Genomic DNA, 17,457 nt, shown 5'->3' with positions numbered 1-17,457 from the left:
GATCGGCCAGTTCGAAATGATGATTGGCCAAAAGCAGGATCCTGCCATCCTCCTGCACCCTTAGATCGCAGGCTTCGGCGCCCGGAACGCCCGGTGGAAGCCAGGCATCACGCACGCCCACGGAAAGATTGCCGGGCAAGCGCACCACGCAGCGGCCATTCTCGCCGAAGCCCTGGACCGTTTGGCCACAGTGGTCAAACAATGCCAGGGCCGGGAGCGTGCGATGGCCGTTGAGATAGTGCAGCCCGGCCAGCAGGATATTGCCGTTGGGCAGCACCGCGAGTTTGCCGGCCATGGCCTCGAAACCATTCTCGAACTGGCCGATGACGCTGCCTTGATCACCGAAGGACAGGTCCGCAGACCCATCGGCCAGGAGGCGTGCCAGGCCAAAGCGACTGCCCTCGGCCATTCCAACTTTGGCCGCGACAAGGATGCGCCCGCAGGCATCAATGGCGACGTCATGGGTCATGCTGCAGAGGCTGCCGGCGAAATACACCTGGGTGGTTCCGCGGGCGGCAAACGAAAGGTCGAGGCGACCGGCTTGGCTGAGTGTGGCGGAGGAGGCAAAGGCAACCTGGCTTGACATGCACGCATCTCCTTGCGAGTCGTCGTCCAGAAGTTGGCCTGGCGACCTTATAAGGAGGATATTCAAACCCTGAATGGCCAACCGTACAACGGGGAGAAATAACAGGCGGAGGGTCGCAGTGTGCCAGAAGAGTGACTTTTTGAACCAGTGGCAAGCCTGCCAAGTAATTAGTACCTTCGCAGTACTGAACAGCGGACTGAAAGACCGGGAAGGGCGCGGATTACTGCCAGGTAATCCGCGCTGCTATCAGTGCGGCATCGACCAGGATTGCAACAGGTAACCCTCTTCGCTCAGTTCAGCGCGGGCCTGTTGCAACAGCACTTCGAGCTGTGCCGGATCAGAATAGGCACTGCTCGGAATTTGTTTGCGGCCGATGTGCGAGTTGGTGCGATCGATAACGGTCAGGCTCAGTTCGCCATTGCCGTCTTGTGGAGCCCAGGCCACGCACTGGAAAGGTTTGAAGGCGTGGTTGGCAATCAAAAGAGCTTCGTTGATACGGAGCGGGGCGGTCATGGGGTCTTCTCTCTGTCGTGCCCAATCAAGTGATGTGCCGTCGGTTGGGCTTACCGTTCGGCTGGTTACTTGTACTGATGCACGCAACCCGCTAGCGGGTCACACCTGACACAAAGAAAATTTCAACTTTCTTGCAAGAACTCGCTGTTCGGTGCCGTTTTGAAAGCTGAATGAAAGGTTGAAGTTCATTAGGTAACTAACCAAGCAGACCCTTATAACTGTTTAGGCGAGAGCCCTATAGTCAATCGGTACAAGCAACTGTCAATTTCTTGCTAATGTTACAGCCAGGTCCGCCAAATGACTGTTTTTACTAATATTTAATCGAATTTGGCGCCAAGGAACAGTCATGAGCGAAGCGCCTGCCCAACGACGTCTATTAGTAGTCGATCCCTGCGACGATTGCCATCGTTTACTGCCCGGTTTGCGCGCGGTAGGTTGGGATGTCGACAGTTGTACTCTGGAAAACGCCGCCGACCGTAGTTGTGATGTCGGCTTGTTGCGCTTGCAGCCGTTTCATCTGGAACGCCCCGAAGCGGTCAAAGAGTTGATCAGCCGCAGTGGCACCGAATGGATCGCTGTACTCAACCAGGAAGTTCTGCGTTTGCAGAACGTCGGCGATTTCGTCTGCGAATGGTTTTTCGATTTTCATACCCTGCCGTTCGACGTGTCGCGGGTGCAAGTTACCCTCGGCCGGGCGTTCGGCATGGCGCGCCTGCGCGGGCAGGGGACGATTCACGTCGATCAGCCCGAACATGAATTGCTCGGCGACAGCAGGCCGATTCGCGAACTGCGCAAGTTGCTCAGCAAACTGGCGCCGACCGAGTCCCCTGTACTCATCCGTGGCGAAAGCGGCACCGGCAAAGAGCTGGTGGCCCGCACCCTGCATCGGCAATCCCAGCGGCACAACAAACCCTTCGTGGCCATCAACTGCGGCGCGATTCCCGAACACCTGATCCAGTCCGAGCTATTTGGCCATGAGAAGGGTGCCTTCACCGGCGCCCACCAACGCAAAGTCGGCCGGATCGAAGCGGCGAACGGCGGCACACTGTTCCTCGATGAGATTGGTGACCTGCCGCTGGAGCTGCAAGCCAATCTGCTGCGCTTCCTGCAGGAAAAACATATCGAACATGTCGGCGGCAGCCAGCCGATACCGGTAGATGTGCGAGTTCTGGCGGCGACCCACGTCGACCTGGAAGCGGCGATCGAGAAGAAACGCTTCCGTGAGGATTTGTACTACCGCCTCAACGTGCTGCAAGTCGTGACCGCGCCATTGCGAGAACGGCATGGCGACTTGTCCATGCTGGCCAATCATTTCTCCCACTTCTACAGCCATGAAACCGGCCGCAGGCCACGCAGCTTCAGCGATGACGCGCTGATCGCGATGGGCAAGCATGATTGGCCGGGCAATGTGCGCGAACTGGCCAATCGGGTTCGTCGCGGCCTGGTGCTGGCCGAAGGTCGGCAGATCGAAGCCCGCGACCTGGGGCTGATCAGCCACCATACCGTGGTTGCGCCAATGGGCACGCTGGAGGATTACAAAACCCGGGCTGAGCGCCAGGCGTTGTGCGATGTGCTCAACCGTCACAGTGACAATCTGAGCATTGCAGCGAAGGTGCTGGGTATCTCGAGGCCGACTTTTTATCGGTTGTTGCACAAGCATCAGATTCGCTAGCGCCAGGATCAAAAAGATCGCAGCCTCGTTGCACTCGACAGCTCCTACATTGAATTGAAAATCTCTGTAGGAGCTGTCGAGTGCAACGAGGCTGCGATCTTTGTCTTATATACCTCAGAAGTAGTAAGGGAATTTCAGGCTGAACGAAAAGTCCGGCGAATCGTCAGTCAGGCCAATCGCCAGGTTGGGCACGATTGTCAGCTTGTCGGTGGCCGCCAGGGTCATGCCGATGTTGAAGTTGGCCGCGTTGTAATCACTGTTGCTAATGGACTGCCAATCACCGCCATCGGGCTTGATCTTGCTTTTGCGAGCGAACTGGTCAGTGAACGAGAACGACATACTCATCTTCTCGTTCAAGGCGAACGCAATACCGGCGCCCACCTGCCAGGAGTCCCCCAGCTTCACATCGCCGCTGACCTTTGAGCCAACCTGAGGACTGATGTCGCTGAAAGAGTCCTGCATGTTGTAGGTGTACGACAAGCTGCCGAACAGTACGGCCGGGTCAAACGTCTTGACCAGCGAGATACCCGGGGTGATCGCCCACACACCGTTACCGGTTGGCAGGTCTTCGGGTACCGAGAGGTTATCGTTGGTGGGGTCGCTGACCAGTTTGATGCCGTAGGGGTCCTTGCCGGTGGGCGCCTTGACCCGCAGCGTGACGACCGCGTCGGGGAGGTTGACCGACTCGTCCAGGAATTTGTAAGCCACGCCAACGTTTACATCGCCAATGGTCGGGTCGCGGGTGACGGTTGCATCCGACGTCACCGGGCCTGCACCACCAGCGCCGCCGGACTGATAAGTCGAGTCGCGATAGATGACCGGTACGTTCAAGTCGAACTGCCAGCGATTGTCGAAGTTGTAGCGGCCTGTCAGGTCGAGCGTCCAGGTATCCGCCTTGATCCGGTCAAGGTTGATGTTGCCGAGGAAGATCGAGTCCAGCGCCAGAAAGCCATTGAGCGTCAATGCGCGGGTGTCGTAGTGGGTGTAGGTCAGGCCGGTTTCGACGCTGAACTTCCCGCCACCGAAGAAGCCACTGGCTTCGTCATACAGGTTGGAAACGCTGGGCGCTGGCTCCGCGTCTTCCTTGAGCGACTGGCCATAGGAACTGCCGGCGGTTCCCGGAGCACCTGCAGCCACCGCCTGACCACTCCTGGCCGGGTCGGCCGGGGATTTGGTCAGGCGTCTGGGTGGCGGAGTCACCGGGGTTTCTTCGACCTGGCGAACCCGTTGTTCGAGTACCATCAACGCGTTCTGTTGGGCTTGGTAGCGCTGCTTCAACTCCATGAGTTCTTGTTTTAATGCTTCTACCTGGGGGTCTGTCGCTGCATACAGCAGAGTGACCGGAGCCAGGCTACTCAAACAGACGATTGCTCTGAGCGTTAACGATCGGTGCATGGGTTAGCCGTCCCTTCTGACTACTTCTGATGAGACTGAGCGTAGATCAGAATCCGGCAGTGCGAAGACCTTTAAGCTGGTCCAGATTACCGGTCAATGACCCGCCTGTAGTCGCACTGTCACGCAGCACCACATTGAACGATGTGAGGTTGCGCACCTGGTTGCTACTTCCCAGCAAAGTCGTGTTCTGCGTCAGCCCACCCTGGGCCAGGCGTTGGATCGTACTGCCTTGACTGTTATTGGCCACGATGTTGAGTTGCACACCTGTGCCCGATGAGGAAACGCTCAGGGAGCCCGCTCCATTGCTGCCCACCAGCGTGGTGCCTGCGGCCAGTGCCTGGCCCTGGGGTTGCATGACTGGCGCCTCGTTCGCCTTGGTAACGTTGATGTCGACATTGTTGTAGGCGGTGTTGTTGTCACCGGCCGCACGCACGACTTGAGTGACACCTTCGGTGGTGTTGAGGCCGCTGCCGCCTGTGACGGTGCCGGTGCCTGAACCCGTTGCCGCAACGGTCTGCGCGCCTGTGCCCGCAGTAGAGTTGGTGGTGCCTTGCGAACTGCTGGCACCCGGGGTTTTTTCATCGATCATCGACACATAGAACTGTGGCTTGATCGTTGATTTCTGGATCTGCATCGAGGAGGTGACCCCGATCAATTCTCCTTTGGCATTTTCCCAGGTGCTGGTCATGGCAACCCCGAAGCTGATGATCCGTCCGGGCATGACATAGCGGCCTCGCAGGCTCGCCAGCTCCTGATCCTTCAGTTCAATGGGTTTGAACGTCTGTGCCTGGGTTGGCAGGCTGGCAGCCAGGCAAACGACGGCCAGCCAGGTTGGAGTGTTCATTGGATGCTCCCGGAGCTTCATGCTCCCTTGTTATTAGAAGAAGTCGCTTTTTATGAACCCGAAATCCATCAGGTCTGCGTCTCGCACCGGGCTGAATGCATTGATACGGTTTTTGGCAGTGAGTGGTACGGGAGGGTCGAGCAAGGCGTTGTTTTTGTCGTAGCCCTGACCGATAACGGCAAAGATGATGCCGTTCCAGCCTTTGACAAAGTCTTCGACCTTGAATCGTTTATGACCCAGTACCGGATCTCCGATGTATACCCAGCCGTCGTGGACTCGTTGCATGACCACAAAGTGTTTGTAGCCACGAATGTCCAGCAGGACCACCACCGGGATTTTCACTTCGCTTAACGTCTCCGGTGCTACACGGTAGCCACGGGCGCGCATGCCGATACTTTCTACGTACCGCTTCATGTCCAGCATGGAAAAACCCTGGACCCGGACCAGATCCTGGTCGGAGTGGGCGAGCATGCCTTCGATGATCTGTTCTTCGTTCACGTCCAGCCAGTAGGCCTGGCGCAAGACGGTCGCCAGCGCTGCTGCGCCGCAACTGAAGTCGGTTTTCTGTTGTACCAGATCGGCAAACTTGCGTTCGCGAATGCTCTGGATCGGCTTGTACACCACCGCTCCGCCGGGCAGGATCACGGACAGCGGCATTTGTGCCGCCTCGGTCATACCGGCCATGCTGAGCAAAAATGCCAAGGCGATGATGCGCATGGTTGGACGCCTTCTGGGTGCGCTGAAAAAGGCCCCCGTAAGGGGCCTCCACAGACAACGATTAGAACGACTGGTTGGAAATCGCCAGCGAGTTGCTTTGTTGGTTGCCCACACCCGCAGCCACGTTGACGCCCAGGTTGCCGCTGCCACCGTTAACCGAACCACTGAGGGTTGCGGTGTTGGTTACAGGGTTGGCCCAGCCAGTTGGAGTCAGCACTTGATAGGAGTAGGTAGTACTCAAGTCAAATGCACTGCTTTCAGCATAGCCTTTGGATTTGTCATACGCAGATTCGGACGATTTGCTGCCCGATTTTTCGTATGCCGAGGCCTGGGCTTTTTCGTAGGCCTTGTCATACGATTTTTCGAACGAAGAGTCGTGCGATTTGGTGTACGACTTGTCTACGCTGACGTCCAGCGATGCGTCGAGCGAAGCGTTAAGCGACGAACTGTTAGACTCGCTGCCACTTTGCTCATGACGACCATAGTCACGGGTATATTCCCTGGCCGTTTCAGCAGCGGCGTCCAGAGTGGCGCTCAGTGTGGCAGTCAGAGAAGCATTCGAAGAACCGCTCGAATCGCTGCTGTGAGAGCCACTGGCATTCCAGCTGCTTGAGCCGCTGGCTGCAGAAGCCTGGGCGCCGGCCAGTTCAAAGCTCGAAGAAGCGCTCTGACTGCCACTGGCAACGGACGCATAGCCTTGAGAAGCACTACCGCTGGCCGAATTGGTGACGGTGATGGTATCCAGGCGATAAGTCCGATCAGCGTTGTTATTCACTGTCAGGCCAGGACCATTTTGATTGGCCGAAGCAGTGGCGGTTGCGTTGCCCAGTGGAGCGTTGGCATTAGCAATGGCCATGGTGTTTTTCTGCTGGTTAAGGTCGCCACCGGCAATGTTGATACCCATGTTGCCGCTGCCGCCATTACCCGAACCGGTCATCACCGCCGAAGAGGTGCTGCCGAAGTTGTTGACCGTGTTGTTGTTGCTGAACTGGTTGACGGTGGAGCTCGCGGAAGCAGTGCCGAACACGAAGCTGTTATCGAGACTGGAGTCCGATGCAGCGTTGGCGATAGCGGCCGCGTTGTCTTGCTGGTTGCCATTACCAGCAGCCACGTTGACGCCGACGTTGCCGCTGGTGCCGGTAGCGGAGCTGGTCATTTCAGCTTCGTTTACGGTCCCTTCATTGCGGATGCTGTTGCCAGTGCTGCGTTGGTTGTCGATGGCATTGGCAGTAGCAAAGACAGGGATCATGGTTGGAGGAGGAGTGCGTGGGCCTCCGTTGCCGTTGCCGTTACCATTGTGGCCATTGTTATGACCATTGTTATGGCCATTGTTGTGGCCGTTGTTATCGTATTGCCCAGCTTGTACAGCAACAGCCATGACCGCAGCAATTGCGAAAACCAGAGGCTTTATTGCCATCGAAGGTTTCATGGTGATTCTCCGTACTTATTTTAGGTTAAGTGTTGTTATTACCTGTTTGGGTCAATCCGCGACCCGTATGCTCAGGGTGTTTCCCATTCGATTTCCCACCCCGGCACTCTGATTCAACTGAATTACCCCGCGGCTACCGGTGAAGGCCTGGTCACTGGTAGTGACCTGGCGATAGCCTGGTGCAGAGTCAGTTGGATCGGGTTGTTGAGCAGCGCCACGTTCTGTTGCATGAGGACGCTGTCGTCGATACTTTGCGGCTGGTCACTGACGCTGATGCGCAGTGCGTTCGCCTGTTGGTTGCTGGCACCGGAGCTCTGGTTGACACCCACCGCGCCGTTGCCGCGACTGAAAGAGTTGCCCTGGATGCTGGAACTGGCATCCATTGCCGGGTCGCCACTGCTGCCCAGCCGTTGGCGAATTTGCGTGGTCGCAGTGGCTCCATGGCCAATGGCGATGGCCCGGGCGTTGACCTGTTGCTGTTGATCACCGGCCGCCTGGTTGACCGTGAGGTTGCCCTGGTACTGCATGCCCGAATTATCGATCTCAGCGTTGTTGATCACTGGAGATTGGGCAAAGGTCGATGCACTGCAAAACATGGCGATGACCAGCAGTGTGCGATTCATCCTAACGGCCTCCCGTTATGATGTTCAGAGTGCCCAGGCCCTTGGTCATACTCGAATTGACCATGTTGGCAATGCCACCGCCCGAATTGCCCGAACGCCCGGCGGGCTGGTTCGACAGTTGGGTCTGGTTGGACATGTTGGCACCCAGGTTGTTGGTGTTCTGGGTCACCATGCGTGAGATGCTTGCACCACTGGCAACGTTGGCGAAATCGCCGTCGCTCAACTCATTCGTCTGTTTGAGAATGTGTTGAGAGGGATTGGCGTTGACTGTGGTGGGATTCGGATCGGGGATCAGCGGAGGAACGACGGCGTTGCGTGTTTGCACATCACGTTTGATCGTGATGATGCCATTGTCGGCATGTGCAGGCAGGGAGGCGCTGATTGCGAGTGCGCATCCGATCACCAACAGGCCATAGATGCGTTTATCAAATTTCCCCACGGCGGCAATTCCTTCTGTTAGTGAACGCTGGCCCTTATCAGCGTTGCGAGGGAGAGAGCAGAAGGCGTGCCGCTTTTAGATTTACTTTAAAAAACAGTTAGTTGGCTGAAAATTCAAAACTGAATGGTCGAAGGGTGTAACGGCACTGAGACAAAGTTGGGGGATATTCCCCGCCATTCAGGCAGCAGTGCTCGCTACCGCCGGTATTGGCAGGTTGTTTCAGTGACTTAACAGTTTTGCGCGCAGAGGGCTGAGCCGCTTTAGCTCATGGGTTTACGCAGCACAATGTGTTTCAGGAATGGACACTTTCAGCAGGGAAGAGCAAGCGGGCCACGGCCTCGAACGCTGCATCCCTGCGCTGCTGCCAGTCACCTTGCAGGATCTGGAAAGGCTGGTGGTGCAGCTCCAGCCACTGATGGGTGGCCTGGAAGAATGCCTGACGTTGCGCCAGTTGCGGTTGGCAACGCTGCCCGTCATCGTGCCAGGCCACGACTTCGGGGCTGAGCAGCACATGCAGATCATAGTGGCGTGCCAGCAAGGCCTGCTCGATCCAGGCCGGACACGCGCCGAACAATGTGTTGCTCCACAGGATGTTGCTCAAGAGGTGGGTGTCGAGAATCAACAGTGACGGTTGCTTCGCTCGAGCCTCGTCCTCCCAGGCCAGTTGGCCGTGGGCTATGGTCTCGATGTCTTGGTAGCAAGTGTCGCGGGCTTCACTGTCGATGAAATGCCGAACGTACTCGCCGACCAGCAGCCCACCAAAATGCGCCTGGATCTCGTGGGAAAGCCAGCTTTTGCCGCTGGATTCCGGACCTGTTAGCACCAGCACCTTCATGTTCGCAAGGCCAGGTCGGTGCGCCATTCACGCCAGCCCTGGATCGCGATCAGGGTAAACAGCGTAAAGTCCGGCCGTCAAGTACATGCCTTTATAGACGAACAGCCCGACGAAAATCACGTCCAGCAAGATCCACAGCGGCCAGCATTGCACGCGTTTCTGTGCCATCCACACCTGGGCCACCAGGCTGAAACCGGTGAGCGCGGCATCCAGCCAGGGTTGCGCGGCGTCGGTCCAGTGCGCCATGGCCGCGCCGAGAGCGAGGCTGCCAATGGCGCCCAGGGACAGACTCAAGGCAATCGGCGCCACCGCCAACTGGCTGACCTGCCGCCCCAGCCGTTCATCACCTCCACGCGTCCATTGCCACCAGCCGTACAATTGCAGCGCCGCGTAGATCACCTGCAGCAGCATGTCCGAGTAGAGCTTCACCTCGAAAAACACCCAGCTATAAAGCAATACCATGACCAGGCCAATCGGCCAGCACCAGGGATTCTGTTTGACCGTCAACCAGACGGCGATCACACCGAGGGCGGCGGCAAACAGTTCTAACCCGGACATGGAGGTTCCTTGAGGGTGGGGAGGGGAGCGGATTGTACCGGATGGGTGCGGATGTAAAAACTTCGGCTCGACACTGACGTAGAAGATTGTCGAACCAGCAAGACTCTTGCAGGTGCCAGCTTGCTCGCGATGGTCCCTAGAGCACCGCGTTTAATCAGCAAGCACGCGGTAACGCTAACGTCCATCGCGAGCAATCTCGCTCCTGCAAACGTTAAACGCGAAACTGCTTGAGCAACCCGTTCAATTGCTCACTCAGCCCCTTCAAACGCACACTGGCTACGCTCGATTGCTCGGCCGCCAGCGCCGTACTGTGGGACAGGCCTGCCGCCTGGGTCACGTTCTGGTTAATGTCTTCCACCACCTGCGCCTGCTGCAGGGTGGCGCTGGCAATGGAAGCGTTGAGGCCGTTGAGGTTGCGCAAAGCCTGGCCTATGGCACTCAAGCTCGCGCCGGCCAGCCCCGCCTGTTCAATGGTCAGTTGCGAAGCGCGGCTGCTGTCGCCGATGACCTTGACCGCCGCTTCCGAATGATTCTGCAAACGCTCGATCATCGACTGGATCTCGGCCGTGGATTTCTGCGTGCGCTGAGCCAGCAGCCTGACTTCATCGGCCACAACCGCAAAACCACGGCCCTGTTCACCCGCCCTCGCGGCTTCGATGGCGGCATTGAGCGCCAGCAGATTGGTCTGCTCGGCAATCGAACGGATCACTTCGAGCACCGTGCCAATCTGCGTACTCTCGGCGGCCAGGGTGCGGATCACTTGCACCGCCTGTTCGATGGTGCCGGACAATTTGTCGATCTGCTGCAAACTGCCATCGATGTTGACCTGGCCCTGCTGCGCCTGCGACTCGGCATCGCGCATTTCACTGGCGGCATGCTCGGCATTCCTGGCCACGTCCTGCACCCCGTACGTGACCTCGTTGATCGCTGTCGCCACCAGTTCCATTTGTTGGGACTGCTGCTGGCTGCGTTGTTGAGCCTGGGCTGCGTCATTGCCCAAGGCGCTGGACGATTCACCGAGGTCGCTGGCCGAGACCTGCAATTGGCCGATCACCAGGCGCAATTTGGCTGTGAACGCGTTGAAATGTTGGGCCAGTTGCGTCACTTCATCGCGGCCATGGGTATCGAGGCTGCGGGTCAGGTCGCTCTCGCCGCTGGCGATATTGGCCATGGCGTTCACTGTTTCCTGCAGGGGACGAACAATGCTGCGGGCAATGAGGATCACCAGCAAGGCCATGATCGCTGCAATCACCAGACCGACCAATGATGCTTTCCACACCTGGCCGTAGAACTCGTCTTGCATGTCATCTATGTAGACGCCCGAGCCGATTACCCAGCCCCACGGCTCGAACAACTTGACGTAGGAGGTTTTCTCGACCGGTGCGTTGGCACCAGGCTTCGGCCAGCGATAGTTGACCATGCCGGCGCCCTTGCTCTTGGCGACGGCGACCATCTCGTTGAACAGGGCAAAGCCATCCGGGTCGCGGATCGCCGAAAGGTTCTGGCCATCGAGTTTCGGGTTGGCCGGGTGCATGACCATCACCGGCGTCAGGTCGTTGATCCAGAAGTAATCGTTCTGGTCATAGCGCAGACCGCGAACCGCGGTCAGCGCCTGCTTCTGCGCCGCTTCGCGGGTCAGCACGCCGGTAGTCTCGAGGCCATGGTAATAGTTGAGGACACCGCTGGCGGTCTGCACCACGTGCCGCGTCTTCTGCGCCTTGGCCTGGTACAGGTCTGTGTGGATCTGCTTGAGCATCAACACGCCCAGCGTCATCAGCATCATGACGGCCACAATCAGGATGAGCCACAGGCGGCGACTGATCGACATGGTGCGCAAGCTGTTCATAAGGCGGTTACTCCGGTTTCTTGTTCTTGTCATAAAGGATCGCCAGCATTTCACCCCGGATGGCAGGCACGGGTTTGCAGTCAAGCCCAATACTCGGCAGCGTAAAACGGACTTGTCTGATAGGATTTCGGCCCCGCGCGCAAAAACCTGAATCCGGCATGAGCTTTCTACGCCAAGTCGTGGTTTATCCAGAGGTTCCAGCACGCGGCGCTACAGCCAGACTGACCGCAGTAAATGCATTGAAAATACTATCGGAGCATGCCCGCGCGCATCGCTCTTTGGGGGATTGATGGATCTTTGGACCGCCTTGCAGGCACTGATACTTGGAGTTGTAGAGGGGCTGACGGAGTTTTTGCCCATTTCCAGTACCGGACACCAGATCATTGTTGCCGACTTGCTCAATTTCGGCGGCGAACGGGCCATGGCGTTCAACATCATTATTCAACTCGGCGCGATTCTCGCGGTGATCTGGGAGTTTCGCCGCAAGATTCTCGACGTGGTAAAGGGCCTGCCGACGCAGCCCAGTGCACGGCGTTTTACCGCCAATCTGCTGATCGCGTTCTTGCCGGCTGTAGTGTTGGGGGTGATTTTTGCTGACCTGATCCACCAATACCTGTTCAATCCGATCACGGTCGCGGCCGCGCTGGTGGTTGGCGGCGTCATCATGTTGTGGGCCGAGCGCCGCGAGCATGAAGTGCATGCCGAGACCGTGGACGAAATCACCTGGAAAGATGCCTTGAAAGTCGGCTTTGCCCAGTGCCTGGCGATGATTCCTGGCACTTCGCGCTCGGGCTCGACCATCATCGGTGGCCTGCTGTTCGGCCTGTCACGCAAGACGGCTACCGAATTTTCGTTCTTCCTGGCCATGCCGACCATGGTCGGTGCCGCTGTGTATTCGGGCTATAAATACCGTGACCTGTTCGTCCCGGCGGATTTTCCGGTATTTGCCGTCGGCTTCGTCACGGCGTTCATCTTCGCGATGATTGCGGTACGCGGGTTGCTCAAGTTCATCGCCAACCACAGCTATGCCGTGTTTGCCTGGTACCGCATCGCCTTCGGCCTGCTGATCCTCGCGACCTGGCAGTTCGGCTGGGTCGACTGGACCGCAGCCAAGCCATGATCGACCGCAGCGCGCGCCCCGCAACGATTCAGAATCCACGACTCAAGTCGCTGGTGTTCGCCTTGGTGTGTGCGCTGCCGTTGGCCGGCTCGATGTTGATGTGGCTGCAGGGGATATCGTTGATTCCCCTGTCGGCCTACGGCATCGTCAGCGTGCTGGCGTTCTTCCTTTATTGGAGCGACAAGCGCAAGGCCCGTACCGAGCGCTGGCGTACCCCGGAGAATGTCCTGCACGCCGTGGAACTGGCCGGTGGCTGGCCTGGCGCCTTGGTGGCGCAGCAACTGTTCCGGCACAAGACCCGCAAGGTTTCCTATCAGGTCCTTTTCTGGGCCATCGTGCTGCTGCACCAGGTGTTCTGGATCGACCAACTGTTCCTCGGCGCCCATCTGTTCGCCCTGTTCTAGAGCAGCAGTCCCACCTGGGTCCGTTTGGGCAGCTTGCTCACCACCAACTGGTGGGAACGCTGCAATAAACCCTGCAGCTCTTCAGCGCCCAGCGGGTAGGGCAACTCCAGGATGATCCACTGTGCCCGCGCCAGATACGGCGCCGGATGAATGCCCGGACGGTCGCAATGACCGAGAAACAGATCCTTGTCGACCTTGAACGCCAGTGAGTCGCCGCGCAAACCCTGCAAGGCAAACATCTTGTTGCCGGCAATCGAAAATACCCGCACGCCACCCCACTTGTAGTCTTCCCTGGCACCCGGCAATGCCAGGCAAAACTGCGCCACAGCGGCTTCGCCCATTCGTGCAGTGCTCATAACAGGCGCTCCCCGCGGGCGTTGAATGACTCAACCAGATGATCGATCCAGGCGCGCACCGCCTGCAGCCTGCCCCCAAGTAATGACCACTCAGGCAGCAACTGCACCGGCGGCAAAACTATAAATGCCGTAACTGATTGATCCAAAGTAGAAATTTCGATTTTCATTGTGGCAATCGTCAAAATCGTACGCTCCTTTTGACAAAGCGGCTATCACGCAAAGAAGGGCAAGCGGTCAGCGCCGGAAAGCCGCAAGGTACTCAGCAATGGGAACTCCCACCATCACCTGCGATAATGCGTTCTGAACCCAACCACCGGGCAAATGACTCCGTGTACGACTTCAATGATTTGTATTTCTTCGTCCAGGTTGTCGACCACAACGGATTCACCAGCGCGAGTAAAAAACTCGACATCCCCAAATCGAAGCTAAGCCGACGTATCGCATCTTTAGAAGAGCGGCTTGGTGTACGCCTGATCCAGCGATCAACCAGAAAGTTTACGGTCACAGAGATCGGCCAAGACTACTACCGTCATTGTGTAGCGATGCTCGTAGAGGCTGACGCGGCTGAGCAAGTGGTCGAGCATTCACGCTCCGAACCTCAAGGAATCGTGCGTATCAGTTGTCCACCTGCTTTAGGCGCCATGGGTGTGAGCGACATTATTGCGGAATTCATGGTGCTGCACCCCAAAGTCCAGGTGCACATAGACAGCACAAATCGCAGGGTTGATGTGCTGGGTGAGGGGTATGACATCGCGCTGAGAGTGCGTTTCCCGCCATTGGAAGACGACAACCTTGTGATGCGAGTATTAGGCGATAGCCACCAAAAGCTGGTTGCGCGGCCTTCCTTGATAGAAGGGTTGAAGCTCGAAACCCCAAATGACTTGGCGAGCTTGCCTAGCATGGATCTAGGTCCGCCAAACCGTGAACACAGGTGGACTTTTTTAGGCACGAAAGAGTATCGAATCGAGGTGGTTCACACGCCCAGATTTTGTCACCTCGGATCTTGATGCGTTACACCGCGCTGCAATACAAGGGGTAGGGGTGGTACAACTACCCGAAATCATGGTGCGGCACGCCATACATGATGGGCTATTGGTGGAAGTACTACCTGAGTTTGTGCTGCGTAGCGGGCTCATCCATGCGGTCTTCCCGTCCCGAAGAGGGCTGCTACCTTCAGTCCGCGGTCTGATTGATAAGTTAGCTATGGATTTTGGCGCTAACGCCGAGGCGGACAGGGTCGCTTGTGGAGAGCTGGAAAAGAGCATCCGGCTACGCGGTAGTCATTGCGCGCCTCACTCTCCCAGGTGCTTCACCGTATATTTCCTTGAATTTTTTGCTGAAAGCCGCTTCAGGGATTGATACCCGACTTGGGCGGCAATGTCACTCAGCCCCAAATGGGAATGGCTTAGCAGGTTGAACGCTAACTCCATACGGACTTGGGTCAGTAACACCCAAGGCGAAACTCCCGCCACCCGTACGAAGGCTCGCATAAACGTTGCGCGAGACATGCTGGCGGTTTCAGCGAGACCGTCAACGGTCCACTCGTGCGCAGGATCAGCCAGCATGGACTGCCAAGCGCGGCCCAGTCGTTTATCAGACAGCAATGCCAAGGTGCCGGTGTGCTGGCCGTGGCTCGCAATGTGGGCCCGCAGGATCAATGTGAACAGCGCTTGGGACAAAGCATCGAGCAAGTAATGTGCGCCCACCTGATCGCTATCTGCTTCACCTCGCAACATTTCGACCAACGCCGGCAGGGGGCACTTTTAGGGAGGGCAGCACTTGGAATCACAAGGTGTTCGGGGAGCGCCGCGAACAACATCGACGTTCGATTGTAGTGAAAGCCTCCGCAAAGCATGTCTAGATCGGTACTAACATCTCCAATCCGATAGAGCGGCAGGGGCGCATTGGAAATCAGCCTTGGCGTGCTGGGCTCAGCCGGTTTTCCAATGCTACGCATGACGTGCGGTGCACCACGAGGCAGAAGCAAAATATCCCCTGCTCGCATGGGCAGGCGTTGCCCGTCCGGAAACTCAACCCGGCACTCTCCCTCCAACACAATGTGATAGGGCGCTTTGCCTAATATTTCTTGCTCGTGACCTCGTGCCCAATCGCCCTGAAACTGACACCGCAAATCCAGGCTGCCTCGGACGTTAGCCAGGCTGATGAGCTTATCGATAGAATTCATTTGAGAGCTTCGCATAAAAAATTGAGCGGATCGGACAAACTGACATCTCTCAGGGGGGAAAACTAAGCCTGTCGAAACACTACACCAACTTCCTCAGGAGTCATGCGATGTTCAACAACTGGTCCGAAATGCTACCTACCATCCAGAAGGCCTTCGGCGGGCTTGGAAAGAGCAACCCTAAGATGGTGAAGGCTTACCTCGCTCTTGGAGAAGCCTCTGCGGAGAACGATGTGCTGGATGCCAAAACCCGGGAGTTGATTTCGATCGCGGTAGCTGTCACCACCCGCTGCGATGGCTGCATCGCTGCCCACGCGGACGCGGCGATCAAAGCAGGAGCAAGTCGTGAAGAAGTGGCGGCGGCATTAGCGACCGCAATCTCGCTCAACGCCGGCGCTGCTTACATCTATTCGTTGCGTACGTTGGAGGCGTATGACTCGCTGAAGAAATAGATCACTCGTACGCACGCGTTTGGCCTCGGTACTGCAAGGTATCGAGGCTTTTTTACACCTGCAAGATCCTCATCAGCATCTTGAGACGATCAATCAATAAATTGAGCAAGACGCACAAAATCGGCGTTCGGATTCACCTCAGACTATCTCTACATTCAAACATTTGGAGAAGTCTCATGCTCACATCCTTTACTGCCTGGCTCCGATTTATCAGCAAAGTCGACACCTTCGCAACGTCTCTCATGCGATTGGCTATCGCCATCGTTTTTCTATGGATCGGAGCGCTGAAATTCGTTCCATATGAAGCCGACAGCATCACACCTTTTGTTGCCAATAGCCCTTTCATGTCTTTCTTCTATGAACACCCCGAAGGATACAAGGCGCACCTCACTCACGAAGGCGAGTTGAACGCGGACAAGCGTGCCTGGCAAACCGAAAACAACACCTACGGTTTTTCGACCGGACTCGGGATCGTCGAAATCCTGATTGGCGTGCTCGTGCTGTCAAATTCAGTCTCGAGACGTACCGGCCTGTTGGGCGGGGCCCTGGCCTTCGGTACACCGCTGGTAACGCTTGGCTTTTTGATTACCACACCCGAAGCCTGGGTGGGTGCTCTCGGTGATGCACAACACGGCTTCCCTTATCTGTCCGGCGCCGGGCGCCTGGTGCTTAAAGATGTACTGATGCTGGCCGGCTCCCTACCCGTGATGGCTGACTCCGCACGTCAATTGCTCCGCGAACGCTGCGTCCGCTAAAAAATACGCGGACACCATCGCCCTTAATGCTGGAGTTCGGAAGCTGTGTTCCCGGAACGCTTACCAACATTGTTTCATCCTGCACAATTAAGCCATGACATCTCTGCCCATTCTCTAACGCGCTTTTGTTGGTGAAACTGATCCCATAAGCGATCAGCCGCTGGAGTTGTCGCAGCGTTCTCCATAACTGGGAGATTCCAATGTTTGGCACTACTCAATCCTGCCCTGGTGGCTCCTGTCCGGATACTTCAATCGTGCTTCATCGTGAGCACGAAGCGGGCTTTTTGCTTCCCCAGTTCATGGGAGCCTTGGCAAGTGAGACCAGCGAATTGGGCATGACTGATATGTGCCAATCGCAATCAGGCCAAGGTTTGTTACCAAGGCTTTGCGCCTCACTGATGCATTCGCTCCGGTCATTATTCCTCAAATGAAATTGGACAGCCGGGTGCTGTGCATTCCCTGCAGAGAACTGAAATGAGCTACGACTTCGATCTATTTGTCATTGGTGCCGGCTCGGGTGGAGTGCGTGCTGCGCGGTTTGCAGCCGGTTTTGGTGCCAAAGTAGCGGTTGCCGAAAGTCGATACTTAGGCGGCACGTGTGTGAATGTCGGCTGCGTTCCGTCAGTTGTACTTCGTTCAATTTCAGATTTGGGTGTTTAACCGAGTCTCGCGTAGGCAGAAAGTAGTTCGTTTTCGCATTTATCGTGAAACGCTTTCGCGTTTTTCGTGCG

At 57.0% G+C, this 17,457-nt stretch carries 15 protein-coding genes and 7 pseudogenes; 7 read left to right on the top strand and 15 right to left on the bottom strand.

Annotated features, from left to right (window positions below; translation table 11 throughout):
• The coding region (locus JFT80_RS18205; RefSeq protein ID WP_274610204.1) for a delta-60 repeat domain-containing protein at positions 1-586 on the bottom strand (586 nt) is incomplete at its 3' end.
• A gap of 246 nt (positions 587-832) precedes the next feature.
• Entirely contained in the window at positions 833-1,099 is a 267-nt protein-coding gene (locus tag JFT80_RS18200; protein WP_201148807.1) for a hypothetical protein, read from the bottom strand.
• A gap of 346 nt (positions 1,100-1,445) precedes the next feature.
• Here JFT80_RS18200 and JFT80_RS18195 point away from each other — a divergent pair, with 346 nt between their 5' ends.
• Positions 1,446-2,771 (top strand): sigma-54 dependent transcriptional regulator, encoded by a 1,326-nt coding sequence (locus JFT80_RS18195; protein WP_201148806.1) that lies wholly within the window; start codon positions 1,446-1,448, stop codon positions 2,769-2,771.
• Positions 2,772-2,885: 114 nt separating this feature from the next.
• Here JFT80_RS18195 and JFT80_RS18190 read toward each other — a convergent pair whose 3' ends face one another.
• From JFT80_RS18190 to JFT80_RS25635, 10 genes and pseudogenes are all read right to left on the bottom strand, one after another.
• Positions 2,886-4,166, bottom strand: coding sequence for a hypothetical protein (locus JFT80_RS18190; protein WP_201148805.1), 1,281 nt, complete (start codon positions 4,164-4,166; stop codon positions 2,886-2,888).
• Positions 4,167-4,212: 46 nt separating this feature from the next.
• Positions 4,213-5,010 (bottom strand): hypothetical protein, encoded by a 798-nt coding sequence (locus JFT80_RS18185; RefSeq protein ID WP_201148804.1) that lies wholly within the window; start codon positions 5,008-5,010, stop codon positions 4,213-4,215.
• 33 nt (positions 5,011-5,043) lie between these two features.
• Entirely contained in the window at positions 5,044-5,727 is a 684-nt protein-coding gene (locus JFT80_RS18180) for a C39 family peptidase (protein WP_122840542.1), read from the bottom strand.
• A gap of 61 nt (positions 5,728-5,788) precedes the next feature.
• The gene (locus JFT80_RS18175; RefSeq protein WP_201148803.1) at positions 5,789-7,156 is read right to left on the bottom strand and encodes a heme utilization protein; all 1,368 of its coding nucleotides are present in this window, start codon (positions 7,154-7,156) and stop codon (positions 5,789-5,791) included.
• A 51-nt stretch (positions 7,157-7,207) separates the two neighbouring features.
• Positions 7,208-7,779: pseudogene (locus tag JFT80_RS18170) on the bottom strand (adhesin).
• Position 7,780: 1 nt separating this feature from the next.
• Positions 7,781-8,218: a hypothetical protein gene (locus tag JFT80_RS18165; protein WP_122840539.1), complete on the bottom strand. Its 438-nt coding sequence runs from the start codon at positions 8,216-8,218 to the stop codon at positions 7,781-7,783.
• A 292-nt stretch (positions 8,219-8,510) separates the two neighbouring features.
• Positions 8,511-9,053, bottom strand: coding sequence for an AAA family ATPase (locus tag JFT80_RS18160; protein ID WP_122840538.1), 543 nt, complete (start codon positions 9,051-9,053; stop codon positions 8,511-8,513).
• A pseudogene (gene pnuC, locus JFT80_RS18155) lies at positions 9,050-9,611 on the bottom strand (nicotinamide riboside transporter PnuC). The gene JFT80_RS18160 and the pseudogene pnuC overlap by 4 nt, the downstream one beginning before the upstream one ends.
• Positions 9,612-9,822: 211 nt before the next feature.
• Entirely contained in the window at positions 9,823-10,557 is a 735-nt protein-coding gene (locus JFT80_RS25640) for a methyl-accepting chemotaxis protein (protein WP_374091374.1), read from the bottom strand.
• Positions 10,558-10,680: 123 nt separating this feature from the next.
• Positions 10,681-11,367, bottom strand: a pseudogene (locus tag JFT80_RS25635) (cache domain-containing protein); the annotation flags it as partial.
• Between the two features lie 379 nt (positions 11,368-11,746).
• Between JFT80_RS25635 and JFT80_RS18145 the strand changes: the two are divergent.
• Together JFT80_RS18145 and JFT80_RS18140 are read left to right on the top strand one after the other, a co-directional pair.
• Entirely contained in the window at positions 11,747-12,577 is an 831-nt protein-coding gene (locus JFT80_RS18145) for an undecaprenyl-diphosphate phosphatase (RefSeq protein ID WP_201148801.1), read from the top strand.
• The gene (locus JFT80_RS18140; protein ID WP_201148800.1) at positions 12,574-12,981 is read left to right on the top strand and encodes a DUF1294 domain-containing protein; all 408 of its coding nucleotides are present in this window, start codon (positions 12,574-12,576) and stop codon (positions 12,979-12,981) included. Before JFT80_RS18145 ends, JFT80_RS18140 begins: the two co-directional genes overlap by 4 nt.
• Here the strand turns inward: JFT80_RS18140 and JFT80_RS18135 are convergent.
• Both JFT80_RS18135 and JFT80_RS18130 read right to left on the bottom strand, forming a co-directional pair.
• Positions 12,978-13,337, bottom strand: a complete 360-nt coding sequence (locus JFT80_RS18135) for an MmcQ/YjbR family DNA-binding protein (RefSeq protein ID WP_201148799.1) — start codon at positions 13,335-13,337, stop codon at positions 12,978-12,980. The two genes, JFT80_RS18140 and JFT80_RS18135, sit on opposite strands and share 4 nt — an antisense overlap.
• Positions 13,334-13,444: pseudogene (locus JFT80_RS18130) on the bottom strand (LysR family transcriptional regulator); the annotation flags it as partial. The gene JFT80_RS18135 and the pseudogene JFT80_RS18130, both read right to left, overlap by 4 nt.
• A gap of 222 nt (positions 13,445-13,666) precedes the next feature.
• Between JFT80_RS18130 and JFT80_RS18125 the strand changes: the two are divergent.
• A pseudogene (locus JFT80_RS18125) lies at positions 13,667-14,549 on the top strand (LysR substrate-binding domain-containing protein); the annotation flags it as partial.
• 57 nt (positions 14,550-14,606) lie between these two features.
• Here the strand turns inward: JFT80_RS18125 and JFT80_RS18120 are convergent.
• Positions 14,607-15,522, bottom strand: a pseudogene (locus JFT80_RS18120) (AraC family transcriptional regulator).
• Between the two features lie 107 nt (positions 15,523-15,629).
• On the opposite strand from JFT80_RS18120, the gene JFT80_RS18115 reads away from it, so the two are divergent.
• From JFT80_RS18115 to JFT80_RS18105, 3 genes and pseudogenes are all read left to right on the top strand, one after another.
• On the top strand, positions 15,630-15,971 hold the full coding sequence (locus JFT80_RS18115; RefSeq protein ID WP_122840530.1) for a carboxymuconolactone decarboxylase family protein: 342 nt from the start codon (positions 15,630-15,632) through the stop codon (positions 15,969-15,971).
• A 176-nt stretch (positions 15,972-16,147) separates the two neighbouring features.
• The gene (gene rclC / locus JFT80_RS18110) at positions 16,148-16,726 is read left to right on the top strand and encodes a reactive chlorine resistance membrane protein RclC (RefSeq protein WP_201148798.1); all 579 of its coding nucleotides are present in this window, start codon (positions 16,148-16,150) and stop codon (positions 16,724-16,726) included.
• Between the two features lie 474 nt (positions 16,727-17,200).
• Positions 17,201-17,359 (top strand): annotated as a pseudogene (locus JFT80_RS18105) (FAD-dependent oxidoreductase); the annotation flags it as partial.
• Positions 17,360-17,457 lie beyond the last annotated feature (98 nt).

The sequence above is a fragment of the Pseudomonas sp. TH10 genome (genome assembly GCF_016651255.1).
GTDB lineage: Bacteria > Pseudomonadota > Gammaproteobacteria > Pseudomonadales > Pseudomonadaceae > Aquipseudomonas.
This window is presented reverse-complemented; position numbering and strand designations above follow the sequence as displayed.

What these genes read in the sequence shown, in the direction of transcription:
- JFT80_RS18185 (WP_201148804.1), bottom strand. Translation starts at nt 5,010, where the DNA reads ATGAACACTCCAACCTGGCTGGCCGTCGTTTGCCTGGCTGCCAGCCTG.
- JFT80_RS25640 (WP_374091374.1), bottom strand. Translation starts at nt 10,557, where the DNA reads ATGGAACTGGTGGCGACAGCGATCAACGAGGTCACGTACGGGGTGCAG.
- JFT80_RS18190 (WP_201148805.1), bottom strand. Translation starts at nt 4,166, where the DNA reads ATGCACCGATCGTTAACGCTCAGAGCAATCGTCTGTTTGAGTAGCCTG.
- JFT80_RS18160 (WP_122840538.1), bottom strand. Translation starts at nt 9,053, where the DNA reads ATGAAGGTGCTGGTGCTAACAGGTCCGGAATCCAGCGGCAAAAGCTGG.
- JFT80_RS18175 (WP_201148803.1), bottom strand. Translation starts at nt 7,156, where the DNA reads ATGAAACCTTCGATGGCAATAAAGCCTCTGGTTTTCGCAATTGCTGCG.
- rclC (WP_201148798.1), top strand. Translation starts at nt 16,148, where the DNA reads ATGCTCACATCCTTTACTGCCTGGCTCCGATTTATCAGCAAAGTCGAC.
- JFT80_RS18115 (WP_122840530.1), top strand. Translation starts at nt 15,630, where the DNA reads ATGTTCAACAACTGGTCCGAAATGCTACCTACCATCCAGAAGGCCTTC.
- JFT80_RS18135 (WP_201148799.1), bottom strand. Translation starts at nt 13,337, where the DNA reads ATGAGCACTGCACGAATGGGCGAAGCCGCTGTGGCGCAGTTTTGCCTG.
- JFT80_RS18200 (WP_201148807.1), bottom strand. Translation starts at nt 1,099, where the DNA reads ATGACCGCCCCGCTCCGTATCAACGAAGCTCTTTTGATTGCCAACCAC.
- JFT80_RS18195 (WP_201148806.1), top strand. Translation starts at nt 1,446, where the DNA reads ATGAGCGAAGCGCCTGCCCAACGACGTCTATTAGTAGTCGATCCCTGC.
- JFT80_RS18180 (WP_122840542.1), bottom strand. Translation starts at nt 5,727, where the DNA reads ATGCGCATCATCGCCTTGGCATTTTTGCTCAGCATGGCCGGTATGACC.
- JFT80_RS18145 (WP_201148801.1), top strand. Translation starts at nt 11,747, where the DNA reads ATGGATCTTTGGACCGCCTTGCAGGCACTGATACTTGGAGTTGTAGAG.
- JFT80_RS18140 (WP_201148800.1), top strand. Translation starts at nt 12,574, where the DNA reads ATGATCGACCGCAGCGCGCGCCCCGCAACGATTCAGAATCCACGACTC.